This is a genomic window from Paenarthrobacter sp. PPS72, assembly GCF_048537125.1.
Classification (GTDB): Bacteria; Actinomycetota; Actinomycetes; order Actinomycetales; family Micrococcaceae; genus Arthrobacter; species Arthrobacter nitroguajacolicus_E.
Window position 1 is genome coordinate 124,022 of sequence record NZ_JBLYIE010000021.1, and the last position, 26,396, is coordinate 150,417.

Sequence of the window (26,396 nt, forward strand, 5' to 3'; positions counted from 1 at the left end):
GGGCGGGATCTCGCTCCTCATTGCCCGCGAAGCGCCCAATGAGGATAGTTTTGTCCCTATGACATCCCGCGATGCCGCCTTTGACCAGCTGCTCACCGACGCCCGCCAGTGGGCTTCCCAGGACCCGGACCCGACGACGTCGGCTGCCCTGACGGAGCTGGCCGAACTCGCCAGCGGCGGTGATGCGGGCGCAGCGCAGGAACTGGGCGACAGCTTCAACGGCACCCTGCAATTCGGCACAGCCGGGCTCCGCGCAGCGCTCGGCCCGGGCCCGAACCGGATGAACCGCGTGGTCGTCCGCCGGGCAGCGGCAGGCCTTGCGGCCTTCCTTAATGAAACCGTAGCCGCAGCCGCGCCGGGGACCCGGCCGCGCGCCGTCGTGGGCTTCGATGCCCGCTACAACTCGGACATCTTCGCACAGGAAACCGCGGCGATCTTTACGGCAGCAGGCATTGAAACCTTCCTGATGCCCGCAGCACTTCCCACGCCGTTGCTCGCCTACGCGGTCCGGTCACTGGATTGCGACGGCGGCGTGATGGTCACAGCGAGCCACAACCCGCCGCAGGACAATGGTTACAAGGTCTATCTCGGACGGCATGCCGTGTCTGAAAGCGGGCGTGGTTCGCAGATTGTTGCGCCGTACGACGCACAGATTGCCGCGAAAATTGAGGCCGTAGGCACGCTTGGCTCAATCAAGCTCGCAGACAACGGCTGGACTGTGCTTCCCGCGTCCATCGCCGCGGAGTATCAAGCCGCCATGGCGGGGTTGGTGGATCGGCAGCATTTCCCGGCCCGCGACCTCAAGATCGTCCTGACGCCCATGCACGGTGTGGGCGGAGAGACGGCTGTCTCGGTATTGAACGCCGCCGGTTTCACCGATGTCACGCTCGTAGCCGAACAGGCCGAGCCGGATCCTGATTTCCCCACCGTCGCGTTCCCCAACCCGGAAGAGCCCGGTGCGCTGGACCTGGCCTTGGCGGCTGCCGCGGACTCGGGCGCGGACATCGTTTTGGCCAATGATCCCGACGCGGACCGGGCTGCGGTGGCTGCCTTGGATCCTGCCACGGGAGGCTGGCGAATGCTCCGGGGCGACGAAGTAGGTGCGCTTCTTGGTGCGCACGTAGTTGCGCGTAGGGCTGCCGGCGCCGATGATGAGCCCCGGACCGGCGTCTTCGCCAACTCGATCGTGTCCTCCCGGTTGCTCTCACAAATCGCGGCGGCAGCAGGGTACGTCCACGAGGAAACACTCACGGGCTTCAAATGGATTTCGAGGGTCCCCGGCCTGACCTACGGGTACGAGGAAGCCTTGGGGTACTGCGTGGCGCCTGAGCTGGTGCGCGACAAGGACGGCATCTCAGCGGCTGTCCTGATCGCGGAACTCGCTGCAACGGCCAAAGCCGAGGGCAAGACGATCTTCGACACCTTGGATGACTTGTATCTGGTGCACGGACTGCACGCCAGCGACCAACTCAGTATCCGGGTAGCCGATTTGGGACTACTCGATGCCATGATGAACCGCTTGCGGGTCAACCCGCCGGAAGCGTTCGGAGGATCCGCCGTCGAGGTTTCAACCGATCTCGCGGAAGGAAGCGAAACCTTGCCTCCCACGGACGGCCTGCTGTACCTGACCCGGGACCAAAGCCGCGTCATCATCCGGCCCAGTGGCACCGAGCCCAAGCTCAAGTGCTACCTGGAAGTCATCCAGGCTGTGGAATCCGCGGCGGAACTTCCCGCGGCACGCCAGGCAGCAAGGACGTCCCTGGACGATGTCCTCAGGGACGTCCGCGAAGCGTTGGGCCTCTAGGACCCTAGAGTTCGACCTCGACGAAGCCATCCACCAAACGGGTGGCAAACGCGTCAAGCTTGAGTTCGGGGTTGGTGAAGCATTCACCGGTTTCGAGGTCGTAAACCTCTTTGTGCAGGGGCGAAGCGATGGTCGGCCGGCTTCCACGGGATCCAATGATTCCGCGGGCCATGACATTGGCCAGGGTGGCGGGGTCCTGTTGCGCCACAGCGAAAACCTCGGTGGGCGCTGTGCGGAACAGCGCAACCTGACGTCCGGCGATCAGCGCAGCCTCGCCCCACGCCAGTTCGAGTTCGTCCACCGGGCAAACACGGTGCCAGGTGGCGGTAGCGGTCAGGTCCTCGGCGCGGTCCAGAATTACGGTCATTTCAGCCCCTCTCACTGTGTCCGGGTGCTGGCATTTCCACCGTCACTTCCCCGAACCGGGCCACACTTGCGGCCACTCCTCCAAGCTAGGACCCGGGTGTTTCATCCGTTGTCCGCGTTTGTGTCGAGCGCGTAAAAGAGACCTCACACCCCCGGAAATGCGTTCGTGATGCAGAAGTTAAGATCACGAAACAAAGGGGAAACTGAAGCGAAACTGCCCGTCCCTAGGCTGGAACCACAAGTTGCGGCAGATCCGCTTGCAACAACTGCGAAAGGCCCACCAGTGACCGGACACACTTCAAGTACTGAGAACCCGCGCCGCATCGTCGTGGTCGGCGGCGGCCCCGCTGCCCACCGTTTCGCCGACGCCATGTTCAATCGCGGACTTGAAGGTTGGCAGGTTACGGTGCTGACCGAAGAGGCACACCTCCCCTACGACCGCGTTGCGCTGAGCAAGGCCCTCACGGAAACCGACGTGGACCTCACCTTGGGTGATGCGTCCATGTGGGACCACGAGGCCCTGACCTTGATCACCGGCGAGCGCGCCATCAAGATCGATTCCGTTGCCAAGAGCGTCCTCACAGCCGCCGGCAACAAATACGAATACGACCATCTGGTGGTGGCTTCGGGTTCGGACGCGGCACGTCTCCCCATTCCTGGTTCCGAGCACACACACGTCTACCGCACCCTGGAAGACGTTTGGGCCATCAACAAGACCATCGCCGAGCTGCGCGAAAAGCTCGGCCGCAAGGTCAACGCGGTCACCATTGGTGGCGGCTTGCTTGGACTTGAGTCCGCTGCTGGCACCGAGCAGTTGGGCGCTACTCCTATCGTGATCAACGGCGCCCCGTGGCTGATGAACACCCAGCTGGATGAAGGTGCCGGCCAGGCCCTTGGCCGTTTGATCGAAGCCAAGGGCTTCGAAGTACACGGTGGAGTCTTCCCTTCCGAGGTAGTGACGGACGACGACGGCAACGTCACCGGCGTCTTGATGGCGGACGGCCGCACCATAGACGCGGATCTCGTGATCGTGGCTATCGGCGTCAAGCCGCGCGACGACCTCTTCCGCGCGGCAGAAGGCGAAGAGCAGCTGTTCAGCCTGGGCCAGCGAGGCGGCGTTGTCATCAATGACTTCTGTGCCACTGAAGTGGATGGCATCTGGGCCATCGGTGAAGTGGCCAACTTCGGAGGCATGTGCCTTGGTCTTGTGGCTCCTGCCAACACCATGGCCGAGATCGTTGCCGACCGCCTGCACGGTGGCGAAGCAACGTTCCCGGGCTTTGACACCGCTACAAAACTTAAGTTGTCCGGCGTTGACGTGGCCAGCTTCGGTGACGCGTTCGCCCGCACCGAGCACTCCCTGGAGATCGTCTACGCTGACCCCGCTCGTGGTGTCTACCAGAAGATTGTCACCACCGATGATGCCAAGACCCTCCTGGGCGGCATCTTCGTGGGCGATGCTTCCCCGTACATGAGCCTCCGCCCGCTCCTGGGCCGCGAGTTGTCCGCCGAACCGGGCGCTTACCTGAGCGCTGCCGGTGGTGGCGAGGCTCCTGAGACCGAACTTCCGGACGACGCCATCCTGTGCTCCTGCAATAACGTGGCCGCCGGAACGATTCGTGACACCATCAACGGCTGCGGTGCCTGCGAGGGCAACGCTCCCGTGCAGGAACTTGGCGAGCTGAAGGGTTGCACCCGGGCCGGCACCCAGTGTGGTTCCTGCGTTCCCATGCTCAAGAAGCTCCTTGAAGGCGAACTGAAGAAGTCCGGAATTGAGGTCTCCAAGGCACTGTGCGAGCACATCAGCCTCTCCCGGCAGGAACTCTTCGACGCCATCCGCGTCCTGGAGCTCACGTCCTTCGAGGACATCATGGCCAAGTACGGTACCGGCGCCGGTTGCGATATCTGCAAGCCGACCATTGCTTCCATCCTGGCAAGCCAGCACTCCGCCTACGTTCTTGACGCCGGGCGCGGTGCGCTGCAGGACACCAACGACCGCGCTTTGGCGAACATGCAGAAGGACGGCACGTATTCGGTAGTCCCCCGCATCGCCGGTGGCGAGATCACGCCCAAGGGCCTGGGGGTCATTGCGGCCGTCGCTGAGAAGTACAACCTTTACACCAAGATCACCGGCGGCCAGCGCATCGATATGTTCGGTGCTCGCCTGGAGCAACTGCCCGAGATCTGGAAGGAACTGGTGGACGCCGGCTTCGAATCCGGGCAGGCCTACGGCAAGAGCCTGCGCACCGTGAAGTCCTGCGTTGGTTCCACGTGGTGCCGGTTCGGTGTGCAGGACTCGGTGGCCATGGCCATCGCCTTGGAGTTGCGCTACCGGGGTCTTCGCAGCCCGCACAAGCTGAAAATGGGTGTCTCCGGCTGCGCCCGTGAATGCGCTGAAGCCCGGGGCAAGGACGTGGGCGTGATTGCCACGGCCGACGGTTGGAACCTCTACGTTGGCGGCAACGGTGGCGCCACCCCGGCGCACGCCCAGCTGTTGGCCAAGGACCTGGACGACGAAACCCTGCTCAAGTACATCGACCGCTACCTCATGTACTACATCCGCACTGCAGACCGCCTGCAGCGCACGGCGCGCTGGCAGGAAGAGCTCGACGGCGGCATCAAACACGTCGAGGAAGTTGTGGTCAATGACTCCCTTGGCATTGCCGAAGAGCTTGAAGCCGCCATGGCCAAGCACATCGACACCTACGAGGACGAGTGGGCCGAGACTTTGAAGGACCCGGAGCGCCTCCGCCGTTTCCGTTCGTTTGTCAACGCTCCCAACCAGAAGGACGAATCCATTTCCTTCGTTCCGGAGCGTGGCCAGATCCGTCCGGCCACCAATGAGGAAAAGGGCGGTGTGCTTATCGCTTCCACCATTCCGGTCCGCAGCGAAACCGTCGGCGTAGAAAACTAGGTGTTCACCATGCAGCTCACCATTGATCTCACCGGCCGCGACGTCCTTGTCACAGGATCTGAGAGGTCCGCCCGCCAAGCGGTTCGCCGTTACCAGCGCGCGGGCGCCAACGTGTACCGGCTCAGCGCCCCGGAAGGTGCAGCGGGCGACGGTCAACTTCCCGAGCGCCCGTTCCTGGTAGCGGTAGTGGACGACGGCGAGACCGGTTGGCTGCCGCTGGTGGAACGCTGCCGCGAGGCCGGAATTCCCGTTGCTTTTGAGCCTGCACCCGGCACCGAAGGCCAGGTCACCTTGGTGGGTGGAGGCCCGGGAGCCTTGGACCTCCTCACGGTGGGTGCCATGGACGCCCTCCGCGATGCCGACGTCGTGTTTTATGATCGGCTGGCTCCCTACCAGGAGCTCGCCGAGCTGACGTCCGCCGAACTGGTGGATGTTGGCAAGCAGCCGGGACTCCACAAAGTGACGCAGCGTGACATCGAGAAACTCATGGTGGAAGCTGCGCTGCTGGGCAAGAATGTTGTCCGGCTCAAGGGCGGCGATCCCTACGTGTTCGGCCGTGGCGGCGAAGAAGTGGCGGCCTGTGTTGCTGCCGGCGTCCCGGTGAAGGTCATCTCCGGTGTCACCAGCGCCATCTCCGTTCCTGCTGCCGCCGGAATCCCGGTAACGCACCGCGAGGTCAGCCACATGTTCACCGTGGTGTCCGGCCATGCGCCTCTGACTGAGAAGGAACACACCCACCTTGCCGGACTGGGTGGGACGATCGTAGTCCTCATGGGCATCGGTACCCTGCCCCAGCTGGCGGCCGGCCTCCGCCGCGCGGGAATGAACCCGGACATGCCAATGGCCGTGGTGGAACGTGGGTACCGTCCGGGCCAGCGCACCACCATCGCTGACCTCGGTACCATCGAAACGGCAGCCACCGGCTGCAGCAACCCGGCCGTGTTGGTCATCGGCGAGGTGGTCCGGGTTGCTGAAGCCAACCGGAATCATGCCGAAGCATCCGCTGAACTGAGCCGACTCGCGGCTTCGCTCCTTGAAGCCTGAAGGTAAGAACACATGACTGTTGCACGTGCCATCGAAGTCCAGGACGCCACTGCCGCTCCGGAAGTTACCGAAGCCGTGGAAGCGCCACTGGATGGATTCCGCATTGGCGTGACCTCGCACCGCCGCTCCCGCGACCTCATTGAGGCACTGGAGCGCCGCGGTGCCAGCGTGTTGCACGCCCCGGCTTTGAAGATCGCCCCTGTGCAGGAGGACATGGTCCTCATCGAGGACACCCGCACCATCATCTCCGCCAAGCCGGACATCTGCATCGCCACCACCGCCTACGGCATGCGCCGGTGGTGTGAGGCCGCCGATTCCTTTGGCATCGGCGAGCAACTGCTGGAAACGTTGTCCGGCTGCCGCATGTTCGTCCGTGGTCCCAAAGCCCGCGGCGCCGTCCGTGCGGCCGGTCTTGCCGACGTCGGAATCAGCAGTGACGAAACCACGGCCACGCTGGTGGACATGCTTCTGGCCGAGGGCGTGCGCGGTAAGACCGTAGCTGTGCAGCTGCATGGCTACACAGACGTCCGGCAACTGGAACGGCTCCGCATGTCCGGGGCCACTGTCCTGACTGTGACTCCTTATCGCTGGGTGAAGCCCGACGGCGAGGACAAATTGCCGCGCCTGATTGAAGCCGTGGTCAGCGGCAATCTCGATGTGTTGACGTTCACCAGCGCCCCGGCCGTGGACGCGATGTGGAGCACTGCGCACGAAATGGGCCTCTACCGTCAGCTCATCGAGGCTCTGAAGGGTCCGGTAACTGTGGCAGCCGTTGGGCCTGTCACAGCGCAACCGCTGGTGGATGCCGGGCTCACCCCTTTGATCCCGGACCGCTACCGCATGGGTGCGCTCATCCGGCTGGTTACCGAACACCTTTCCCTGAACCACGTGCGGCGTTTGGAAACCAAGAGCGCCACCATCGAGCTCCGCGGGCGCTGCTTGCGGATCAACGGTGAGGTGGTGGACCTGGCACCGGCTCCCCTGCTCCTGCTGCGGGCGCTGCTCGGCGCGGGTGGGGCCGTCCTTTCCAGGGAAGCCCTCTCCGACCTTTTGGACTTGCGCGGTTCCGTCCACGCACTGGACATGACGGTGAGCCGCCTGAGGTCTTCCCTTCCTGACGGCAAGCTCGTGGAAACCGTGGTGAAGCGAGGTTACCGCTTGAGGGCATAGGCTCTCTGACACGCTAGGCCGCCTTCACCAGGGGAAGCTCGTCCCAGTTGGTGGTGTACCGGGGGCTGAGCATGTCGCGTTTCATGGACCAGTCCGGGCCACCTTTGATGCCGGCATGACCTAAACCGATGGAGCCCCGGCCATACCGTTTGCTGACTTGCTCCAGCAGGGGCCCGGTGCCCCGTTCCTCATGCCGGTTCTCGAAGATTTCCAGGGGTTTCTGGTTGCCGCTGGGGCAAAGGTCCGTGACCATAATCCCGGCTTTGGCGTATTTCACGCCTTCCTGGATCTTTGGAACCAGTGCGTGCGCTGCTTTGGTCAGCAATACGGGATCAGACGTGGGCATGGGCAGTTTGACGTTGACAGTGGGGAATGATTTGTCAGTCGGGTTGTAGACCGAGGTCGCGGCGAAAGCAGTGAGAAGCTTGGCTTGGAGATGGTGTTTGGCCAGCCTGGCACTGGCCATCTGGCCGTAGACACTGAGTACCTGCCGCAGCTCGGCCGCTGAGGTGATTGGTGTAGAGAAGGACCGGGAGAAGATCAGTTGGTCCCGCCCGATCCGTTCCTCCTCCATGGGAATGCAGGGCGTTCCTTGCAGTTCAAGGACCGTACGCATCATGACGATGGAGAACTTGTCCCGCAACGCCACAGGGTCGGCGCGGACCAGGTCCAGGATCGAGAAAATGCCCATCGCATTCAGGCGTTTCGTTAGCCTGGTTGCCACGCCCCAGATTTCGATCACGGAGAGCCGCGCCATGAGGGCTTCCCGTTGGGCCTCCGGGATGGAGTCCCAACGGCAGACACCGTTGAAGGCGGGATTATGCTTGGCCCACTTATTTGCCAGCTTGGCGAGGGTCTTGGTCCGCGCGATCCCTACGCAGACCGGAACCCCGACATGCCGCTGGCAGGCCGCCTTGATGGTGCGCCCGAGCTCGAGCAGGTCTTCAGGTTTCCCTTTTACACCCAGGAACGCTTCGTCAATGGAGTACACCTCCTGCCACGCTGAGTACCGGGCCAGGAGCTCCATGACACGCGAGCTGATGTCTCCGTACAGTTCATAGTTGCTTGAGAGCGCGATGAGCCCCCATTCCTTGGCCCGCGGAGCAAGCTTGAACCACGGCTCCCCTAGTCCGATCCCCAGCTTTTTGGCCTCCGGCGACCTGGTCACGGCGCAGCCGTCGTTGTTGGACAGGACGATCAGCGGTTTACCCTCCAACGCTGGATTGAACGCACGTTCCGCCGACGCATAAAAGCAGTTGATATCCACGTGGGCGATCTCCTGCATCCGGTGCATGAGCGCTGGCTTGGACATTCCACTCCTTGGCTCGTCACTAGCACGCGGGCCGCCATTCCCGTCCAGGACACGCCGCGTATTCGAACATATATTCGAATACCTTTAGTGTACCGTCAGCCACCGACAAGAAAACACCCGAGTCATTGGGCTGCGAGGATTCCAGCGACGTCGTCCAGGCTCCCGGGACGAGCGAGTAGTACGCCCGGGTGCCGCGCTTTTCGCGGTGCAACAGACCGGCCTCGACCAGGATCTTCAGGTGATGGGAGACGATGGGTTGGCCGAGGTCCAGCAGTAGGGCCTACTTCTTGGCTTCTTCGGCGGGATGAGGAATGATGACGTCGTCGGCGGCCCTGCCGACATGCGGGAAGAGCAGGAGCAGGAGTCCCCCTCCGACAGCGGCGCCGAGGAGCTGGGCGGCAATGAACGGCGCGACGGAACCGGGCGCGATCCCGGCGAAGGTGTCGCTGAAGATGCGACCGATGGTCACGGCCGGGTTCGCGAACGACGTCGAGGACGTGAACCAGTACGCAGCCCCGATATAGGCACCTACGGCGGGGGCGGCCAAGGCGCCGCGTTTGGTGGCTGCAAGGGAGAAGATCAGCAGGACCAGACCAGCGGTCGCTACCACCTCGGCCAGCAGATGGCCCGCCGTCGCCCGCTCTTTGGTGGAGATGGAAGTGCCGACTTCGAACATCGCATTGGCGAGCACGCTGCCGCCGATGGCGCCGGTGATCTGGGCCAGCATGTACAAGCCGAGCTCCGATAAGGATAGGCCGGACCCGCTGCGGCGCCCAAGGAACCAGTCAGCCAGGGACACCACGGGGTTGAAGTGGGCGCCGCTGACCGGCCCGAACACAAGGATCAATACCGTCAGCCCGAGCACCGTGGCCGTGCTGTTTTGCAGCAACTGCAGACCCACGTCATTAGGCGAGAGCTGGGCTGCAGCGATCCCCGAGCCGACGACGATGGCAACGAGCAAAGCAGTGCCGAGGAATTCGGCAAGGGCACGGCGCCACAGGGGCGGCTGGTGTGAAGTCATGCCAACAGCTTGACGCAAAGAATTAACTCAGTCAAAATTGAATCAATGAATATTGAAGCAGCTGGCACATTCCAGGCACGAGTAGCCAAGCACGCAGCCCTTGCCGATCCGGCACGCCTTCGCATCATGGACCTGCTGACACTGGGTGACTTCTCGCCGTCCGAGCTGCAGGCCGAACTGGGCATGCCGGCGAACCTGCTCTCCCATCACCTCCGTACGCTTGAGGAAGCCGGACTGGCAACCCGCCACCGCTCCGAAGCCGACAAGCGCCGCAGCTACCTCCGCCTCGCCGCCGGCGCCCTGGAAGGACTCGCCCCAGGGGCGGTACATGCGGCAGCCCGCGTCCTGTTCGTCTGCACCCGCAACAGTGCCCGCTCCCAACTGGCCACCGCTCTTTGGCAGCGGGTCAGCGACATCCCCGCGGCCTCGGCCGGAACGCACCCCGCTAACCGCATCGCCCGCGGAGCCATCGAGACCGCCCGACGCCATGGCCTGGAGCTGCCGGACATTGCCCCACGCACCCTGGGAGAGGTTGCGGACGGGGCTGACCTGGTTGTGACCGTCTGCGACAACGCCCACGAAGAACTGACCGGGCTGGGTGGAATCCACTGGTCCGTGCCGGATCCCCTCCGCCTGGACACTGCGGCCGCCTTCGACCAAGCGTTTGATGACATCACCCGCCGCATCCACGACCTCGCGCCCCGCATCACCGCCGCCTAACCACTTCGCCTCTGCTCCAATATTGACATTCATCAATCTATCGTCCGATACTCTCTATATCGATCATCATCAATGTTCGTTTCGGAGAGCTTCCTTCTCGGGCGCACCGCTTCAAACCCACCTACCCGTTCACACAACAATTCCAGGAGAGAAACCCGTGAGCACCGAGACCACCAAGAAGCCTTCCGTACTGTTCGTCTGCGTCCACAACGCCGGACGTTCCCAGATGGCCGCCGCGTTCCTGACCACCCTTGGCAAGGGTGAGATCGAAGTCCGCTCCGCCGGCTCCCAGCCCGCCGACCAGGTCAATCCGGCCGCCGTTGAAGCCATGGCTGAACTGGGCATCGACATGTCCGCTGAAATCCCGAAAATCCTCACCACCGAGGCCGTGAAGGAATCCGACGTCGTGATCACCATGGGCTGCGGCGACGAATGCCCGTACTTCCCGGGCAAGCGCTACGAAGACTGGGTCCTGGAAGACCCCGCAGGCCAAGGCGTCGAGGCCGTCCGCCCGATCCGCGATGAAATCAAGACCCGCATTGAGGGCCTGATCGTCTCCCTCGTCCCTGCCGCCAAATAAAACCCACCCACTTCAACCACCAGGAGCAACCTTCGTGAGCACCGACGTCCAGACCGAGCAACTGATCATCATCGGCTCCGGCCCCGCCGGATACACAGCGGCCATTTACGCTGCCCGGGCAGGCCTGAACCCGCTGGTCGTGGCCGGCTCGGTCACGGCCGGCGGCGCGCTGATGAACACCACCGAGGTGGAGAATTTCCCCGGCTTCCCCGGTGGCATCCAAGGCCCGGAATTGATGGACGGGCTCCAGGAACAAGCCGAAAAGTTCGGCGCCCGGATCGTGTTCGACGACGTCACCGAGGTGAACCTGAAGGGTCACCTCAAGCGCGTGGTCACCGGCGCTGGCGAGACCCACGAGGCACCGGCGGTCATCCTCGCGACCGGCTCGGCCTACAAGGAACTGGGCCTGCCGGAAGAGAAGAAACTCAGCGGCCACGGAGTGTCCTGGTGCGCCACCTGCGACGGCTTCTTCTTCCGTGAACAGGACATCATCGTCGTCGGCGGCGGGGACTCCGCAATGGAGGAAGCTACGTTCCTGACCCGCTTCGCTAAAACCGTCACCGTCGTTGTGCGCAAGGACGAACTGCGTGCCTCACGGATCATGGCCCAGCGCGCCAAGGACAACCCCAAGATCAGCTTCGCTTGGAACTCCGCCATCACCAAGATCCACGGCGACAGCAAAGTCACCGGCGTTACCCTGACCGACACCCGCACCGGTGAAACCCGTGAACAGGCCGCCGCCGGCATCTTCGTGGCCATCGGCCACCTTCCCCGCACCGAGCTGGTCGCCGGGCAGGTTGATCTGGACGACGAGGGCTACATCAAGGTCGACTCACCCACCACGGTCACCAACCTCTCCGGCGTTTTCGCCTGTGGGGACGCCGTGGACCACCGCTACCGCCAGGCCATCACCGCTGCCGGAACCGGCTGCGCGGCCGCGCTGGACGCCGAACGCTTCCTTGCCGCGCTGGAAGATGCCGACAGCATCGCCACAGCCTTGGTGGAAGAACCAACCCACGCCTAACCACTCGAAACGGGGAGGGGGGTGAGCTGCATGGACACCGGATGCTGCACCGACACGGGCTGCTGCGACGAGGACGATCCGGACTGCTGCTGAACAGCAACGCCCCTGCCTGCCGGCCCCACAAGGACCGGCAGGCACCCGATTCGAACCGCCACACCAACGGATGAAACAAGAGGACAGCATGGATTCAGTGAAGAACCTTCCCATCGCAGTGATCGGCGCAGGCCCGGTAGGACTCGCCACCGCAGCACACCTTCTTGAACGCGGCCTCGAACCGGTCATCTTCGAAGCCGGCCCCACTGCCGGCGCCGCCATCGAACAATGGCGCCACATCCGGCTGTTCTCCCCCTGGCGGTTCAACCTCGACGACGCAGCCGTCCGCCTGCTCGAACCCACCGGCTGGGAATCACCCCGCCCCACCGCACTGCCCTACGGCGGCGAACTGATCGATAACTACCTCACCCCGCTGGCCACGACCCCGCAGATCGCATCCCGGCTCCAGACCGGCGCCCGCGTCATCGCCGTCACCCGGCAGGGCATGGACAAGACCCACGTCCGTGACCGCGACACTACCCCCTTCGTTGTCCGAGTAGAGCACGACGGCGGCGAAACACGGGACCACACGGTGGCTGCCGTCATCGACGCTTCGGGCACTTGGTCCGCCCGCAACCCGCTGGGAACTTCCGGTCTGCCTGCCATTGGCGAGACCGCGGCGACTGACCGGATTTCCTCGCCCCTGCCCGACGTTGTTGGCCTCGACCGCGCCGCCTTCGCCGGCCGCCGCGTCCTGGTCGTCGGGGCCGGTCACTCTGCAGCGAACACCCTGATCAACCTCGCCGACCTGGCAAAAGACGAGCCCGACACCCGCATCCTCTGGGCCGTCCGCGGCAACTCAGCCGAAAAGGTCTACGGCGGAGGCGACGCTGACGGGCTCCCGGCGCGGGGCCAACTCGGTTCCCGACTCCGGCGCCTGGTCGAAGCCGAGACCATCGAACTGCACACCAGCTTCGGCATCGCAGCCCTGAAAAACCTGGACTCGCACGTGAGTGTCGAAGCCGCCGATGGGCGCACCATCGAGGCGGACGTCATCGTCCCGTGCACCGGCTTTCGCCCGGACCTGGAGATCCTGCGCGAACTGCGCCTGAACCTGGACCCTGCCGTTGAAGCCCCCACCGAACTCGGCCCGCTGATTGACCCCGAATTCCACTCCTGCGGGACCGTCCCGGCGCATGGCGCGAAGGTTCTGGCCCACCCCGAAAAAGACTTCTACATCGTCGGAATGAAATCCTACGGCCGGGCCCCGACCTTCCTGCTCGCTACCGGCTACGAGCAAGTCCGTTCCGTCGACGCAGCCCTCGCCGGGGACCAGGCATCGGCGGACACTGTCCACCTTGAACTGCCCGAAACCGGGGTCTGCTCTGCCGACGCCGGCACCAGCTGCGACGTTCCCACCGCAGCTACCACCGCGTCGCAGGAGCCTGAGCCGGGGTGCTGCGCCGCACCGGAACCGGCATTCGTCGGCTTCCCGACCGGTCTCGCGCACGGCCGATCCGGCACCAGCAACTAAGCCAGTCACCAAACCAATCATTGGAGCACTTCGCCAACGACAGGCTCCACGCCCTGGCCAAGTCCAAGGGCTCCCTGGCCTCCGAAGTCCCGGAAGTGTTGTTCGTCTGCGTGCGGAACGCAGGCCGGTCCCAAATGGCCACGGCCCTGCTCACCGTCGACGTCGTCCGCGCCTCCGACGTCGTCCGTGAAATCCGCGATGAGATCCACGACCGCGTGAAGAACCTGGTCGCCTCCCTCACGAAAGAAGCAGCACTTTAATGACCTCAGAACACCCCGCAGTCCTGTTCGTCTGCAGCAAGAACGGCGGCAAATCCCAGCTCGCCGCAGGCCTCATGCGTGACCTGGCCGGGGATGACGTCACTGTCTACTCAGCCGGCACGAAACCGGTTGAGTCCTTGAATAGCCAAGCCGTTGACTCGCTGACGGAGTTGGGCATCGACGTCACCGGCGAATACCCCAAACCGGTCACCGACGATGTCCTCAACACCGTCGACGTCGTCATCGTCCTCGGAACGGAAGCCAAACTCGACCCACCGGCCGGCAAGCGCTTCGAAATCTGGGAAACCGACGAGCCTTCCGAACGCGGTATCGAAGGCATGGAACGGATGCGCCTGGTCCGCGACGACATCAAGACCCGCGTCCAAGCCCTCTACAAGCAACTCCCGGCGAAGTAACCCGTAAGGCGCATCCTGGCGCGCCGAACCGCGCCGCGGACCGTAACGTCACGAAGTACGAGTCACGACTAATCCCGCCCGCCGGACCCTGGAAAAGTCCGGCGAACGGGATGCCAACAGCGTGCAGATCTAAGAAGTACCTGCCGGCTCCTTCTTATGCACCAGGTAGATGGCTCCGGTGGTCACGTCTTCTTCGAGCGCCTCCAGTGTGCGTCCGCGGGTTTCGGGAACCTGCGTGTAGATGAAGATGAGGGCCAAAATTCCAACGACCCCAAAGAGGAAGAACGTTCCGGTGATTCCGACGCCGGCCACCAGCGTGGGGAAGAAGAGGCCCAGGAGGGCGTTGGCAATCCAGAGGCAGAATACGGACAAGCCGATGGCGAAGCCGCGAACATGCAGCGGGAAGATCTCGGACAGCATCACCCACACGGCGATGTTCAGGAAGGTCTGCATGGAGCCCACGAACGCCACCACCAGGAAGAGGATGACGAATGGGCGGGCAGCGTTACCGACAGGAAGGACGATCGAGGCGATGCCGATGAGGAAATGGCAGAGAGTGGTCAGGGTGAAACCGAGGAGCAAAGTGGTGCGCCGGTTGACCCGCTGCATGAGGGTCAAGGCAATCACGCCACCGACCACCGCGATCACACCGGGGGCAATGTTGGCAATGAGGGCAGCATTGGAGTCAAATCCGGCTTCCACCAGCACCGACTGCCCGTAGTACATGATGGAGTTGATGCCGGTCAGCTGCTGGGCAACACCCAAGCCAATGCCTACCAGGATAATGCGCAGGATCCACTTGTCCTTCAGCGCGCCCCACGAGGTGGATTTGGAGGCCCGTTCCTCGTCGGCAAGGTGCTTTACGTCGGCCATTTCAGCTTCGGCCCGCTCTACGGATCGGATGGTCTTCAGGACCACCAAGGCCTCTTCCCAGCGTCCCTTCGAGATGAGCCAACGCGGCGACTCGGGCATGCGCAGCATGCCGAAGAACAAAGCGATGGCAGGCAGGGCAGCGACGGCGAGCATGATCCGCCACACTCCCCCGAATTCGCCCCAGACATTGCCAATGATGGCGTTGACCACGAAGGCCGCGAGCTGCCCGATGACGATCATGAGTTCATTTCGCCCCGCCAGCGAGCCGCGGATTTCGTAGGGCGCCAACTCGGCGAGGAACACTGGGACCACAGTAGAGGCTCCACCAACGGCCAGGCCGAGAATGACGCGCCCCAGGACCATGACTTCAAAGCTCGGCGCGAAGACGCAGGCAAGCGTTCCGGCCAGGAACAGCACCGCGAGCAAGATGATTGTCTTCCGGCGGCCCCAGGAATCGGAAAGCCGGCCGCCGCCAACCGCTCCGGCCGCCGCACCGAAGAGCAGAGAGCTGGTGACGATACCTTCTGTTAACGGCGTGAGGCCGAGGTCCACCGTCATTGGCCGCAGTGCGCCGTTGATGACGCCGGTATCGTAGCCGAAGAGGAGACCGCCGAAGGTAGCTACCAAGGCGACCAGGCCGAGTCGCTTCCTGTGCGGGCCATTGGTCAGCGGCGGGAGCGAAACGCCATCGGCAGCTCCCCGCTGCGTTTGCGTAGCAGACATCAAGACTCCTTTGTCAGTGTGGCGCGGGTCATATCCACCCGCTCTGAATACAGACTAACGCGCGAAAGGCTTAAATGTAAGGTCAAACTAACAAATCCTTCTTTTCATAACTTTCCGCCATGGGAGGATGAGGGCATGGTTATCGACAACCGCCATCGTTCGGCCACCCAAAGCGACGTTGCCAAGGAAGTCGGCGTCTCCCGAACCCTCGTTTCCTTTGCCTTCCGCGGCGCGCCGGGCGTCAGCGAGGAAACCAAACAGGCAATCTTCGATGCAGCAAAGCGTCTGGGCTACCGACCCAACGCAGTAGCGGCCGATCTCGCGCGAAAGCATCGGTCCGCCGTCGGGCTCTATCTGATGGACATCCGCAATGAGGTCTACGCCGATATTCTCAGCGGCGTCCGCACCGCGCTGCCCCAAGGCGGCAACAGGTTGATCCTGAGCGTCGCGCGGTCCGTTGACGGCGAGGACCAAGGAGCTTTGGAATCGCTGATTGAGGCGCGAGTGGGAATCGTCATCGCCGCCACCTTGCTGGATTCGGACGAACGGGTCCATGAATTGGCCAAGATTGTTCCGCTGGTCAGCGTGACCCGCCCAGTGGAGGGCGTGGACAGTGTCTATGCAGACGACGCCGCAGGCGCCCGGGCGGCCACCGAACATCTCATCGGGCTGGGTCACACGAGGATCGCCCACTTGGCAGGTCCCGTCTACGACGGCCACACGCTCCGCAGGCGGACTTACGCACAAACCATGCGCGACGCCGGCCTGAAGCCGCTGATACTGGAGGCCCGGGACTTCACGCAGGACGCCGGGCAGCGGGCAGCCGCCGAACTGCTTGGCATGACCGACCGGCCAACGGCAATCTTCACCCACAACGACCAGCTCGCCCTGGGGGCCCGCGAAGCTGCGTATGCCAAAGGCTTTTCGGTGCCGTCCGAGCTTTCCCTGGTGGGATACGACAATTCCCGGACCTCCGGACTCCACGGCATCGACCTCACATCCGTTGACCTCCACGCCCTTGAACTCGGCCGGATTGCGGGAACCGTTGCCTTGGAACGCCTCGGCAAACCCGCAGGGCCCGCCGCCGACAGGCGCCTCACACCGCAATTGGTGATGCGAAACTCGACAGCCCCGCCGGCTGGAATCACTCAGATGTGATGCAGGCACGTGGTGGCGACGCCCCAAATGGTCAGCTCGGACAACGCCGGGACGCGAATGTCCGGGTACCGGGGATTGTCAGCCTGCAGGACAACGCCCGATTGCGTGACCCGCAGCCTTTTGATGGTCAGCTCGCCATCAAGGACGGCCACGACAATGGAGCCATCCTTGGGCTCCAGCGCCCGGTTGACGATCAACTCGTCGCCGTCGCTGATACCGGCGCCCTCCATGGACTGGCCGGTCACCCTCACCACGAAGGTGCTGGTGACGTCCTTGATCAGATGCTCGTTGAGATCGATCCGGCCGTCGAAATAGTCCTGCGCAGGCGAAGGATATCCCGCCGCCACCGGGAGAGGCGCCAGCAGTACCGACATAAGGGAAAAGCCCGCATCTATCACGCGGGGGCCGACTATCACGCCCACAACACACCTTTATTCGAATATATGTTCGATGATTCAGTGTACAGCGGAAGTCGGACATTGTTGTGACTCCATTCCTCACCGAGGGACTTCGCCTGACACCTCCACCATGTGCCCGCTACCACCGCCGATGACGAATTCCCCAATCACGTTATTCCCGTTGACGTCGTACACGGGGATGACCACAGGCCTGTTACCGCGTGCCTCCTGCCAGGCCAAAGCGTCCGCCGGGCTCCTGAAGGTTCTCGACGCTGCGGTCCCGTTCGCCTCCTCTTCATCAGTCCTGTACACATAGCCACGGGCACCATTGGTCGCCAGCACTGCAACCAAGTCCGGCGCTCCCTTCTCGTTTTCCATGCCGTAGGACTTACCGTCCTCGTTGACGCCCCAGTCCGTTGTCTCCTGGTTCACGTACTTCACCGTGATCTGCCAGCGGGTGATCGAGCCGGTGCTGATGGTGAGGCTTTCCTGGCCGGGCAGCAGCGCGTTGATGCCGCGCGTCGTATAGGGACTTGACAGCAGATCGGCACTCCCGCAATCCACGCCGCCTCCCGCCTCGCCGATTTTGAGAATTCAAGGAACGCCGCCGACATGATGTCCTCGGCATCCTGCCTCTGCCCGGCGAGCCGGTACGCATGACGGAAAACCCTGTCTCGGTGGCGATCGAACAGCAACCCGAAGGCCGCTCCCTCGCCTTGGAGGCTCTTCTCCCACAGCCCGCCTTCGCCGGCTTCATCATTTCCCATGCCCTGTAATGTCCGCGAACGGCCGGAAGGTTTCACTAATCAGCGAATCACCCGATACCGCACATGCGTGACCAAGCCGGTCCCGCGCGCCTCGGCCTGCTGGAGCGTCAGGTTCTCCACGCCGTCAAACAATCGTTCGCCAGCACCGAGGATCAAGGGTGAAATGTGGAGCCGCAACTCGTCCATGAGCCCGGCTGAAAGATACTGGCGTGCCGTCTGCGCTCCCCCGGCAATGGCCAGGCCCGGCAAACATGTTGCGCCCCATGATGAAGGCACCCGCGGCAAGGATCCCCTCAATCTCAGGCGCATTGGCCTCCCGGTCTTCGAACATCCATCTGTGCAGGAGCTCTCCGCCGTCGCCCAGCGGTTTGTCCAAGCGCTGGTTGGGGCCGGCGACAAATGCATCCAGGGAAACCGTCAGATCACGGGTGACTTGGCTCATGCGCCCATCATGCCACCGCGGCCCACAAGGGTCAGCGGGCCCACTACCCTCCAATAGTTGAGGAGCCGGATGTGATCCACGTTATTACCGGCCGGTAAACAGCACGCTTCGGATACGCCAAAGATGGCAACAGTGGCGAAACACCCGCGAAAAACCGGCCCCCTACGCTGATGATCAACAGCAGGTCACATGAGCGAAAGGGCCAAACATGTCCGCCATCCCGTCCGCACCTTCCCTCCACATCGTCATCGCGGGCGCAGGTCCCGCCGCCCAGGCCTTGGTGCGGCGACTCGCCGGAGGAGCCGACTCCCGGCAGCGCGCATTCCACGGAACCATCACCGTGCTCAGCAACCGCGACGAGTGCCCGGAGGCCCTGTTGGAACTCGCCGAACTCCCTCAGGTCTCGGTGCGCTTCGGGCAGGCCGCCAGCTTCGTTGACCCCGACGCCAGGATTGTCACCACCGTGGACGGCATGGAGTTCTCCTACGACCAGCTGGTCATCGCCACCGGCTCCGCCCCGGCCCTTCCACCGGTGGAAGGCGCCGAGTCCAGCCTGAGCTACTCCACCATCGACGACGCCGCAAACATCGGCGAAGCGGTCAAGGACGTTACCCGCTTGGTGGGTCGCCGCCCGCTGGGAATCCTTGTGGGGAACGGACCGGCAGCGGGCCAGGCTGAGGCCGTGCTGCGGGCCCGCGGCGTCCGTCCCGTCCGCACAACCCTCCGCCCCACCGCCGTCGTGCCTTCCACCGGCACAAGCACCGGTGGGCTGACGGCCACCGGCATCCTCTTCGAAGACGGCAGCAGCATGAAAGGCGACCTGGTTGTCCTGGCGGAGGAGCGGACTGCCCGCAACGACCTCGCCGAAAGCGCCGGACTCACAACAGCTCCCGACGGCGGCATTTCAGTAGGGCGCGACCTCGCCACAACCGTCCCCGGCATTTGGGCCATAGGCGATGCCGCTTCCTGCGACGGGCTTCGCCTGGGCCTGCTCCTGTCCGCCGAGTCCTCTGCGATGCTGTGTGCCTCGGGCCTGCTCTTGAGCGCAGGCAAGGACGATCAGCAGACGTTGATCGCAGCCTGACCCATCGCCGGCAACCGCCCAAGTGGCCTCCGGCGCGTATGGCAAGATGGTCCTTTGACGGGCAGTGACAACCCTGCGGCCACCGGGCCGGCCACGCCCTGCACGGAAGGATCCCATGAGCAACGAAGCCGTCGCCACTGCAAATATCGCCTCCTACATTGACCACACACTGCTCAAGCCGGAGGCCAGCGAGGCCGACGTCCTCAAGGTGTGCGCCGAGGCAGTCGAGTACAAGTTCAAGTCAGTCTGCGTGAACCCCGTTTGGGTCAAGACCGTCACCAAGGCCCTCAAGGGTTCCGGTGTGCTCACGTGCTCAGTGATCGGATTCCCGCTGGGCGCCACGCCCAGCGATGTCAAGGCTTTCGAAGCCCGCGGAGCCGTGCTGGACGGCGCGGATGAAATCGACATGGTGATCAACATGGCCTCCGCCCGCGCCAACGACAAGGGCGCGCTGGTGGACGACATCAGGGCAGTGTCCGAGGTAGTCCATGCCGGTGAGGCCATCCTTAAGGTCATCATCGAGACGTCCATGTTGACCGACGAGCAAAAGATCATCGCCTGCGAAGCTGCCGTGGAAGCCGGGGCCGACTTCGTCAAAACCTCCACGGGTTTCAACGGGGGCGGCGCCACTGTTGAAGACGTTGCCCTGATGCGGAAGACCGTCGGACCGGACCTGGGTGTGAAGGCCTCCGGTGGAGTGCGCTCGCTGGCCGATGCACAGGCTATGATTGCTGCTGGTGCAACACGTATCGGAGCGAGTTCCGGAATTGCCATTGTCAAGGGTGAACAGGGTTCATCTGCCTACTAAGGCTTCCGCTGCCGCCAGAGATTTTTGAGCCCTGCGGGGCGAGGAGGAATGAATGTCCAAGAACGCCACAAGCGCCCCCATCGAAAAAGAGAACAGCCTGGCCACCAGCATTGTGCTGTTCCTGGTCATGATCGTGCTCTTCCTGGGTGCCATCTACTCGTTGTCGTTCCTCACCCTGGATAATGCTTGGCCGATGGCCATCTGCCTTGGCCTGTTCGCCCTCGCTTTCTGGATCCCGCAGACCATTCTGGGCCGCTCCGACTCCGCTGGCGAAAGCTAGACCCCGCATATGACGTGGAATGGCCCGGGCCCTCGCCTGGGTCACTCCTTTTTGTTGACCGTTTCCATGGTGGTTACATTGCTTCTCACAGGTTGCAGTTCGGCCAGTGCCCTCAGCCGGCCGGATGCGCTCCAACGCGTAGAACCCGACTCCTGTGATGCGTACGGAAGCAATGCCACCAGCGTCAAGGAATGGGCCGTGGATGGCTACCTCGACCCTGAGGACACGTCCAAATCCCTGCAACAGGCAATAGATTCCGCGTCAAAAAGCGGCGGCGCAATCGTTCAGCTGCCCGAAGGTGTCTTTACCTTGGAACGTCCGTTGGTCATCAAGAGCAACGTATCCCTCAGGGGAGCCGGTCCAACAACAGTGCTGAAAGCAGGCCCGGAGTTCCTTGAATTCGAGGGGCCATTCGGAGGCCATCCGTTGATCACCACCAACGGCGCCCGGAACGTCACCATCTCCCAGCTCACGGCGGACCAAAACGGTGAAGAGCTGGATGGGAACCTTCCGGGACGACTCAACGAGTACTTGGTGGACGTCCGTCACTCCGTAAACGCCTTGGTGGAGGGCGTCACCACCCGCAATCCCTACACGTACTCCATTGCCGTGGTAGCCAGCAGTAATTTCTGCATCCGCAACAACAACACGCTGGTGACCAGCAGCGGCCGATATGACCAGCTGGACGGCATACACATCACCGACTCCAATAACGGCTTGGTGGAGGGAAACACCATTGACCAGCGCCAAGGAGATGACGGCGACGACGGGCTCGTAGCCCAAGCCCTCGGGGCGTCCGTTTATGACGTCATCTACAGAAACAACGACGTGCGGGGCGGATCCCATGGCTCAGGACTGCAGCTGGCCGTCGGTGACCATGAGATCTACAACATCACTGTGGAGGGCAACCGGTTCTGGGGTTCTCCCGACGGCGTCAAAACCGGATACTACGACGGCGGCACCGCGGCAGTCCGCGAGGTAAGGGTCAGGAACAACAGCTTCTTCAACCTGCAAGGCCCGTGGCTCAATTTCCACGGCGACCTGGAAAACATCGTCGTGAAGGACAACGTCACCTGCCAGGCCGGGACGATCATGCTCGAGGATGCACCCGGAAACATTGTGGCCAACAATGTGACCAGCTGCTGACGTAGAGCCCCTTCAAGGGAGCTGCAGTACCCCGCCCAGAGCCGCTAGAACACCGGGCCAATGCTGTTGCGCCAGCGTCCACGCTGCGGCTCCCATGCCCACCATGGCGTAGCCGCTGACAGGGATCAGGACCAGCCACTCCCGCCGGGAACCAGCCCTCCCCAGCAGTGGGATGGAGAAGGCGCCGTTCGGACGCCAGATTCCCCGGATCATGGATTTCCGCAGGAATTTCGGCGGCTTGATCACTATGGGCCACAAAAGAGGCACCCCGCCCACAGTAATCATGTCCCCCACGATGTGCACCACCACTCCGGTGAGCATGGACAGCGGCAACCAACCCCATTGATCCGGCGCGAACCATGTCACCAGGCCGGCCATGACCACAGCGAACAGCCAGTTGGTAATCCAGCCTGACTTTGGAAACAGGTTCAAGGCCTTGGCCGCCAGGTTGATCATGAACATACACAGCAGACCGGCTCCGATGGAGAGCTTGCCTACCGGAGTCACCATTTGGAACTGGGCCGCCATGGCTGCGAGCACCACAAACGCGGAGGCCCCCAAAAACGAGTGTGTCCCTTGGCGGTGCCCTCCGCTTGCTTTTTCGATCCCCACCGCTATCACGTTGGACAGCGGCGGCAGCGAATTCGCGATGGTGCTGTGTCGGTGGTCCCAGTCGACCACCAAAGCAGTTCCCGCCGTCGCCATGGCGCCGATCAGGATCCCGGTGGAATCCAACGGGTACCATCCCAGGGCATATGGGCCGGTCGAGGCAATAGCGATCCACGCCGCGGCTCCCGACGCGGCGTGATGTCCTCCCATCATGGAAGCTAGCCGGCCTTTACAGGTACTTCAGCGAAAATTGCTTCAATGACGTTATTGGCCCATTGAAGGATCTCGGCGTCCTGCAGATCCCGTCCGCCGATCCTGGCCGTTTTGGGCTTGGGGATCAGCACGGCGTCCAAGGCAGGCTTCACCTGCGATCCCGGGTACATGCGGTTCAGCCGCATGGTCTTGGACTCAGGCAGTTGCGCCGGTGAGAAACGGATGAAGTTGCCTTGGAGTGCGACGTCGGACAGGCCGGCTTCGCGGGCACCCACCCGGAAGCGGGCCACGGCAATAAGGTTCTGGGCAGGCAACGGTGGCTCGCCGTAGCGGTCCACGAGTTCGGCCAGGACTTCGTCGATGGCCTCGTAGGTGATGGCGGAGGCCAGCTTCCGGTAGGCCTCCAGGCGCAACCTTTCACCGGGAACGTAGTCGTGCGGCAAGTGGGCGTTGACGGGCAGCTCGATCTTCATCTCGGCTGCCTTCTCCTCGGCCTCGCCACGGTATTCAGCCACAGCTTCACCCACCAGGCGGATGTAGAGGTCGAAGCCGACGCCTTGGATGTGGCCGGACTGCTCCCCGCCCAGCAGGTTGCCTGCACCACGGATTTCCAGGTCCTTCATGGCCAGCTGCATACCCGCACCAAGCTCGTTGTGTGCTGCAACGGCCTTGAGGCGCTCCAACGCCACCTCACCCAAGGGTTTCTCCGAGGGGTAGAGGAAGTAGGCGTAGGCGCGTTCCCTGCCACGGCCAACACGGCCGCGGAGCTGGTGAAGTTGCGAGAGGCCGTACTTGTCGGCCCCATCCACGATCAACGTGTTGGCGTTGGAGATATCCAGGCCCGTTTCGATGATAGTGGTGCAAACGAGGACGTCGAAACGCTTTTCCCAGAAGTCCACAATGATCTTCTCGAGGCGGCTCTCGGACATCTGCCCGTGTGCCACTTCCACACGGGCTTCGGGGACCAGCTCGCGGATCTGCGCGGCGATGCGTTCGATGGACGAGACACGGTTGTGGACAAAGAACACCTGCCCTTCACGCATGAGTTCGCGTCGGATCGCGGCAGAGGTCTGCTTGTTCGTGTAAGGACCCACGTAGGTCAGCACCGGGTGGCGTTCCTCCGGTGGCGTCGCCAGGGTGGACGTTTCCCGAATACCCGTCAGTGACATTTCCAGGGTTCGCGGAATCGGCGTAGCGCTCATAGCCAGCACATCCACGTTGGTGCGCATCTTCTTCAGCGCTTCCTTGTGCTCCACACCGAAGCGCTGCTCCTCGTCAACAATCACCAGGCCCAGGTCCTTGAACTGGAAGTCCTTGGACAGAAGCCGGTGAGTACCGATCACCACGTCCACGGCACCGCTCTTGACGCCCTCGGCCGTTTCCTTGGCTTCCTTGCTGCTCTGGAACCGTGACAGCGGCTTCACCCGCAGGGGGAAACCGGAGAAACGCTCGGTGAACGTTTCGTAGTGCTGCTGCGCAAGTAGGGTGGTGGGCACCAGGACCGCCACCTGCTTGCCATCCTGCACTGCTTTGAAAGCAGCGCGGACAGCGATTTCGGTCTTGCCGTAGCCCACGTCACCGGAGACCAACCTGTCCATGGGGATCTCCCGCTCCATGTCCGCCTTGACCTCGTTGATGGTGGTCAACTGGTCCGGCGTTTCCACGTAGGGGAACGCTTCCTCAAGCTCGCGCTGCCACGGGGTGTCGGGCGCGAAAGCGTGTCCACGGGAGGCCATACGGGCTGAATACAAGCGGATCAGCTCACCGGCGATTTCCTTGACGGCTTTGCGTGCCTTGGACTTGGTGCTGGCCCAGTCCGCGCCGCCCATCTTGCTCAAGGCCGGCGCATCCCCGCCCACGTAGCGGGTCACCTGGTCCAGTTGGTCGGTTGGTACGAACAGCCGGTCCCCCGGCGCGCCGCGTTTGGACGGCGCGTACTCGAGCACCAGATACTCGCGCAGACCGGCATCGGAGGACGATGTACCGGTCACCTTGCGCTGGATGAGCTCCACGAACCGGCCTATGCCGTGCTGCTCGTGCACTACGAAGTCGCCGGCATGCAGCTGCAACGGGTCCACAGCATTGCGGCGCTTGGACGGCATCCGGCGCATGTCCTTGGTGGAGCTGGCGGTGGCACGGCCCAGCAGGTCGGCTTCGGTCAACAGGCCCAGTTTGAGGCCGTCCAGGACAAAACCGCGTCCGACGGCGGCGGTGGTCACCTCGATGATGCCGGGTTGGGGCTCGTTATCCAGGGACTCCACCCGGGAACAAGGAATCTCCGCGTCGTGGAACAGTTCGGCCAGGCGCTGGGCGGGCCCGGGACCGTCCGTCACCACCACCACCCGCCACTGCTCGCGGACACGGGAGCCAATGAACTCCAGCATTTCGGCCACATCGCCCTGGTAGCCGCGAGGTTCGCGGGCGCGCATGTTCAGGACATCGATGTCCAGGACCAGGTCCTCGTCCGAAGCAAGCGAGGTAATGGACCACCAGGACACACCGTGTTCCAAGGCGGCCGAGCGGGTTTCAGTGAGCGAACGGAAGCTGGCAGCGTGCAGATCCGTGGACGCCTGTGACGAAAGATCAAGGGGGGCCGCACCGCCGTCGGACGCCGTTGACCAAGCAGCTTCCAGGAACTCCTCGTTGGTCGCCGCGAGGTCGTGCGCGCGGGTGCGGACCTTCTCCGGTTCGATGACCACCGAAAGCGAGCCGGCCGGGAGCTGGTCCACGAACGGGACCATGGCATCCACCAGAACGGGGGCCAGCGATTCCATGCCTTCAACGGCGATTCCGCCGGCGATCTTCTCCAGCATGTCGGCCGCGGCCGGCATGTCCGCCTTGAGCTTGGCGGCACGGGACATCACGGACGCCGTGATCAGGATTTCGCGGCACGGCGGGGCGTGCAATTCAGTGGGGTGGTGGATTCCCGGTGCGGACAGCGAACGCTGGTCGGCCACAGCGAACCAGCGCATCTGGTCCACTTCGTCGCCGAAGAATTCCACGCGGATGGGGTGGTCCTCGGTGGGAGGGAAGACGTCAAGGATGCCACCGCGGACCGCGAACTCGCCACGGTGGGTCACCATGTCAACACGGGCATACGCAGCGTCGGACAGGGCACGGACTACCTCTGTGAACGAGCGTTCCTGTCCCACTTGCAAGGTCACGGGGACCAAGTCGCCCAAGCCGGCCACGATCGGCTGGACCACAGCGCGGACCGGGGCCACCACCACACGCAGGGGGGCCGCCGTCGAGCTTTCAGGGTGCGTCAGGCGGCGCAGGACGGAGAGCCGGCGGCCAACGGTGTCTGAGCGGGGCGAAAGCCGCTCATGCGGGAGGGTCTCCCAGCTGGGGAAGGTGGCCACGGACTCCGCGGGGAGGTAGGAAGCGAGCGCCGCTGTGAGGTCCTCGGCTTCACGACCGGTTGCGGTGACGGCAAGGACCACGGGAGCGCCCGCGCCTTGGGCAGCACTGTCAGCAAGAGCATCGGCCATTTCGGCGAGCAACACTGCGCGCATCCCTTGGGGGGCGCTGATCTGGTAGTCGGCGTTCCGGTCGTTGAAGGACCGCTGCGCCTCCGTGCGAACGCGCGCAAAAGTCTTGTCCTCCGCCAGTGCGCGGCGCAGACCGTTGAGGCTCATGGCAGAAACTCCTAGGGTGGGTCCAAGGGCAGGCAACACAAATGCCCGGAAATTCAGAT

The 26,396-nt window shown here is 63.4% G+C and carries 24 protein-coding genes and 1 pseudogene; 15 read left to right on the forward strand and 10 right to left on the reverse strand.

Going from position 1 to position 26,396, the window contains the following annotated elements; genetic code table 11:
- Positions 1 to 58: 58 nt before the first annotated feature.
- Positions 59 to 1,804 carry a phospho-sugar mutase gene (locus tag ACLRGI_RS10800; protein ID WP_419201657.1) on the forward strand — a complete coding sequence of 582 codons (1,746 nt, stop codon included), beginning with the start codon at positions 59 to 61 and terminating at the stop codon, positions 1,802 to 1,804.
- A 4-nt stretch (positions 1,805 to 1,808) separates the two neighbouring features.
- Here the strand turns inward: ACLRGI_RS10800 and nirD are convergent, their stop codons facing one another.
- Positions 1,809 to 2,171: a nitrite reductase small subunit NirD gene (gene nirD / locus ACLRGI_RS10805; RefSeq protein WP_419201658.1), complete on the reverse strand. Its 363-nt coding sequence runs from the start codon at positions 2,169 to 2,171 to the stop codon at positions 1,809 to 1,811.
- Between the two features lie 282 nt (positions 2,172 to 2,453).
- Here nirD and nirB point away from each other — a divergent pair, with 282 nt between their 5' ends.
- From nirB to ACLRGI_RS10820, 3 genes are read left to right on the forward strand one after another with little or no spacing between them, the layout of a single operon-like run.
- A complete protein-coding gene (gene nirB, locus ACLRGI_RS10810; RefSeq protein ID WP_419201659.1) occupies positions 2,454 to 5,084 on the forward strand; it encodes a nitrite reductase large subunit NirB in 2,631 nt (876 codons plus the stop codon).
- 9 nt (positions 5,085 to 5,093) lie between these two features.
- Entirely contained in the window at positions 5,094 to 6,128 is a 1,035-nt protein-coding gene (cobA, locus tag ACLRGI_RS10815) for a uroporphyrinogen-III C-methyltransferase (RefSeq protein ID WP_419201660.1), read from the forward strand.
- Positions 6,129 to 6,140: 12 nt separating this feature from the next.
- A complete protein-coding gene (locus ACLRGI_RS10820; protein ID WP_419201661.1) occupies positions 6,141 to 7,298 on the forward strand; it encodes a uroporphyrinogen-III synthase in 1,158 nt (385 codons plus the stop codon).
- Positions 7,299 to 7,311: 13 nt separating this feature from the next.
- On the opposite strand, the gene ACLRGI_RS10825 is transcribed toward ACLRGI_RS10820, so the two are convergent.
- From ACLRGI_RS10825 to ACLRGI_RS10835, 3 genes are read right to left on the reverse strand one after another with little or no spacing between them, the layout of a single operon-like run.
- Entirely contained in the window at positions 7,312 to 8,610 is a 1,299-nt protein-coding gene (locus ACLRGI_RS10825; RefSeq protein ID WP_419201662.1) for a Y-family DNA polymerase, read from the reverse strand.
- A 19-nt stretch (positions 8,611 to 8,629) separates the two neighbouring features.
- Positions 8,630 to 8,884, reverse strand: a complete 255-nt coding sequence (locus tag ACLRGI_RS10830) for an ArsR family transcriptional regulator (RefSeq protein ID WP_419201784.1) — start codon at positions 8,882 to 8,884, stop codon at positions 8,630 to 8,632.
- A gap of 6 nt (positions 8,885 to 8,890) precedes the next feature.
- The gene (locus tag ACLRGI_RS10835) at positions 8,891 to 9,631 is read right to left on the reverse strand and encodes an aquaporin (RefSeq protein ID WP_419201663.1); all 741 of its coding nucleotides are present in this window, start codon (positions 9,629 to 9,631) and stop codon (positions 8,891 to 8,893) included.
- A 45-nt stretch (positions 9,632 to 9,676) separates the two neighbouring features.
- Between ACLRGI_RS10835 and ACLRGI_RS10840 the strand changes: the two genes are divergently transcribed.
- The 6 genes from ACLRGI_RS10840 (at position 9,677) to ACLRGI_RS10865 (ending at position 14,198) form a co-directional block, all read left to right on the forward strand.
- Positions 9,677 to 10,351, forward strand: a complete 675-nt coding sequence (locus tag ACLRGI_RS10840) for an arsenate reductase/protein-tyrosine-phosphatase family protein (RefSeq protein WP_419201665.1) — start codon at positions 9,677 to 9,679, stop codon at positions 10,349 to 10,351.
- A 157-nt stretch (positions 10,352 to 10,508) separates the two neighbouring features.
- On the forward strand, positions 10,509 to 10,931 hold the full coding sequence (locus ACLRGI_RS10845; RefSeq protein WP_419201666.1) for an arsenate reductase ArsC: 423 nt from the start codon (positions 10,509 to 10,511) through the stop codon (positions 10,929 to 10,931).
- A gap of 34 nt (positions 10,932 to 10,965) precedes the next feature.
- Complete coding sequence (gene trxB / locus ACLRGI_RS10850) at positions 10,966 to 11,955, forward strand: thioredoxin-disulfide reductase (protein ID WP_419201667.1); 990 nt, start codon at positions 10,966 to 10,968, stop codon at positions 11,953 to 11,955.
- A 181-nt stretch (positions 11,956 to 12,136) separates the two neighbouring features.
- Positions 12,137 to 13,522, forward strand: coding sequence for an FAD-dependent oxidoreductase (locus ACLRGI_RS10855; protein WP_419201668.1), 1,386 nt, complete (start codon positions 12,137 to 12,139; stop codon positions 13,520 to 13,522).
- Positions 13,523 to 13,542: 20 nt separating this feature from the next.
- On the forward strand, positions 13,543 to 13,782 hold the full coding sequence (locus ACLRGI_RS10860; RefSeq protein ID WP_419201669.1) for a hypothetical protein: 240 nt from the start codon (positions 13,543 to 13,545) through the stop codon (positions 13,780 to 13,782).
- Positions 13,782 to 14,198, forward strand: coding sequence for an arsenate-mycothiol transferase ArsC (locus tag ACLRGI_RS10865; protein ID WP_419201670.1), 417 nt, complete (start codon positions 13,782 to 13,784; stop codon positions 14,196 to 14,198). The genes ACLRGI_RS10860 and ACLRGI_RS10865 overlap by 1 nt, the downstream gene beginning before the upstream one ends.
- 129 nt (positions 14,199 to 14,327) lie before the next feature.
- Here ACLRGI_RS10865 and ACLRGI_RS10870 read toward each other — a convergent pair whose 3' ends face one another.
- Positions 14,328 to 15,794 carry a sugar porter family MFS transporter gene (locus tag ACLRGI_RS10870; RefSeq protein WP_419201671.1) on the reverse strand — a complete coding sequence of 489 codons (1,467 nt, stop codon included), beginning with the start codon at positions 15,792 to 15,794 and terminating at the stop codon, positions 14,328 to 14,330.
- Positions 15,795 to 15,929: 135 nt separating this feature from the next.
- Here ACLRGI_RS10870 and ACLRGI_RS10875 point away from each other — a divergent pair, with 135 nt between their 5' ends.
- Positions 15,930 to 16,952, forward strand: a complete 1,023-nt coding sequence (locus ACLRGI_RS10875; protein WP_419201672.1) for a LacI family DNA-binding transcriptional regulator — start codon at positions 15,930 to 15,932, stop codon at positions 16,950 to 16,952.
- Here the strand turns inward: ACLRGI_RS10875 and ACLRGI_RS10880 are convergent.
- The 3 genes and pseudogenes from ACLRGI_RS10880 to ACLRGI_RS10890 all read right to left on the reverse strand — a co-directional run bounded on the left by ACLRGI_RS10880 (position 16,943) and on the right by ACLRGI_RS10890 (position 18,559).
- Positions 16,943 to 17,374 carry a LexA family protein gene (locus tag ACLRGI_RS10880; protein WP_419201673.1) on the reverse strand — a complete coding sequence of 144 codons (432 nt, stop codon included), beginning with the start codon at positions 17,372 to 17,374 and terminating at the stop codon, positions 16,943 to 16,945. The two genes, ACLRGI_RS10875 and ACLRGI_RS10880, sit on opposite strands and share 10 nt — an antisense overlap.
- 75 nt (positions 17,375 to 17,449) lie before the next feature.
- Positions 17,450 to 17,914: a hypothetical protein gene (locus tag ACLRGI_RS10885; protein WP_419201793.1), complete on the reverse strand. Its 465-nt coding sequence runs from the start codon at positions 17,912 to 17,914 to the stop codon at positions 17,450 to 17,452.
- Positions 17,915 to 18,156: 242 nt separating this feature from the next.
- Positions 18,157 to 18,559 (reverse strand): annotated as a pseudogene (locus tag ACLRGI_RS10890) (dihydrofolate reductase family protein).
- Positions 18,560 to 18,767: 208 nt separating this feature from the next.
- On the opposite strand from ACLRGI_RS10890, the gene ACLRGI_RS10895 reads away from it, so the two are divergent.
- The 4 genes from ACLRGI_RS10895 (at position 18,768) to ACLRGI_RS10910 (ending at position 21,877) form a co-directional block, all read left to right on the forward strand.
- The gene (locus tag ACLRGI_RS10895) at positions 18,768 to 19,643 is read left to right on the forward strand and encodes an FAD-dependent oxidoreductase (RefSeq protein ID WP_419201674.1); all 876 of its coding nucleotides are present in this window, start codon (positions 18,768 to 18,770) and stop codon (positions 19,641 to 19,643) included.
- Between the two features lie 115 nt (positions 19,644 to 19,758).
- Positions 19,759 to 20,451: a deoxyribose-phosphate aldolase gene (deoC, locus tag ACLRGI_RS10900; protein WP_419201675.1), complete on the forward strand. Its 693-nt coding sequence runs from the start codon at positions 19,759 to 19,761 to the stop codon at positions 20,449 to 20,451.
- Between the two features lie 52 nt (positions 20,452 to 20,503).
- Positions 20,504 to 20,731, forward strand: a complete 228-nt coding sequence (locus ACLRGI_RS10905) for a hypothetical protein (protein WP_419201676.1) — start codon at positions 20,504 to 20,506, stop codon at positions 20,729 to 20,731.
- 9 nt (positions 20,732 to 20,740) lie between these two features.
- Positions 20,741 to 21,877: a glycosyl hydrolase family 28-related protein gene (locus ACLRGI_RS10910; protein ID WP_419201677.1), complete on the forward strand. Its 1,137-nt coding sequence runs from the start codon at positions 20,741 to 20,743 to the stop codon at positions 21,875 to 21,877.
- A 12-nt stretch (positions 21,878 to 21,889) separates the two neighbouring features.
- Here the strand turns inward: ACLRGI_RS10910 and ACLRGI_RS10915 are convergent, their stop codons facing one another.
- Positions 21,890 to 22,699: a metal-dependent hydrolase gene (locus ACLRGI_RS10915; RefSeq protein WP_419201678.1), complete on the reverse strand. Its 810-nt coding sequence runs from the start codon at positions 22,697 to 22,699 to the stop codon at positions 21,890 to 21,892.
- Between the two features lie 5 nt (positions 22,700 to 22,704).
- On the reverse strand, positions 22,705 to 26,337 hold the full coding sequence (gene mfd / locus ACLRGI_RS10920; protein WP_419201679.1) for a transcription-repair coupling factor: 3,633 nt from the start codon (positions 26,335 to 26,337) through the stop codon (positions 22,705 to 22,707).
- Positions 26,338 to 26,396: the final 59 nt, after the last annotated feature.

Bases quoted from the DNA above. Each gene is read 5' to 3' on its own strand.
- mfd (WP_419201679.1), bottom strand. From the start codon at position 26,337: ATGAGCCTCAACGGTCTGCGCCGCGCACTGGCGGAGGACAAGACTTTT.
- ACLRGI_RS10905 (WP_419201676.1), top strand. From the start codon at position 20,504: ATGTCCAAGAACGCCACAAGCGCCCCCATCGAAAAAGAGAACAGCCTG.
- deoC (WP_419201675.1), top strand. From the start codon at position 19,759: ATGAGCAACGAAGCCGTCGCCACTGCAAATATCGCCTCCTACATTGAC.
- ACLRGI_RS10835 (WP_419201663.1), bottom strand. From the start codon at position 9,631: ATGACTTCACACCAGCCGCCCCTGTGGCGCCGTGCCCTTGCCGAATTC.
- ACLRGI_RS10840 (WP_419201665.1), top strand. From the start codon at position 9,677: ATGAATATTGAAGCAGCTGGCACATTCCAGGCACGAGTAGCCAAGCAC.
- ACLRGI_RS10875 (WP_419201672.1), top strand. From the start codon at position 15,930: ATGGTTATCGACAACCGCCATCGTTCGGCCACCCAAAGCGACGTTGCC.
- ACLRGI_RS10910 (WP_419201677.1), top strand. From the start codon at position 20,741: ATGACGTGGAATGGCCCGGGCCCTCGCCTGGGTCACTCCTTTTTGTTG.
- ACLRGI_RS10820 (WP_419201661.1), top strand. From the start codon at position 6,141: ATGACTGTTGCACGTGCCATCGAAGTCCAGGACGCCACTGCCGCTCCG.
- ACLRGI_RS10895 (WP_419201674.1), top strand. From the start codon at position 18,768: ATGTCCGCCATCCCGTCCGCACCTTCCCTCCACATCGTCATCGCGGGC.
- cobA (WP_419201660.1), top strand. From the start codon at position 5,094: ATGCAGCTCACCATTGATCTCACCGGCCGCGACGTCCTTGTCACAGGA.
- ACLRGI_RS10800 (WP_419201657.1), top strand. From the start codon at position 59: ATGACATCCCGCGATGCCGCCTTTGACCAGCTGCTCACCGACGCCCGC.
- nirD (WP_419201658.1), bottom strand. From the start codon at position 2,171: ATGACCGTAATTCTGGACCGCGCCGAGGACCTGACCGCTACCGCCACC.
- ACLRGI_RS10855 (WP_419201668.1), top strand. From the start codon at position 12,137: ATGGATTCAGTGAAGAACCTTCCCATCGCAGTGATCGGCGCAGGCCCG.
- ACLRGI_RS10825 (WP_419201662.1), bottom strand. From the start codon at position 8,610: ATGTCCAAGCCAGCGCTCATGCACCGGATGCAGGAGATCGCCCACGTG.
- ACLRGI_RS10870 (WP_419201671.1), bottom strand. From the start codon at position 15,794: ATGTCTGCTACGCAAACGCAGCGGGGAGCTGCCGATGGCGTTTCGCTC.
- ACLRGI_RS10865 (WP_419201670.1), top strand. From the start codon at position 13,782: ATGACCTCAGAACACCCCGCAGTCCTGTTCGTCTGCAGCAAGAACGGC.
- ACLRGI_RS10915 (WP_419201678.1), bottom strand. From the start codon at position 22,699: ATGATGGGAGGACATCACGCCGCGTCGGGAGCCGCGGCGTGGATCGCT.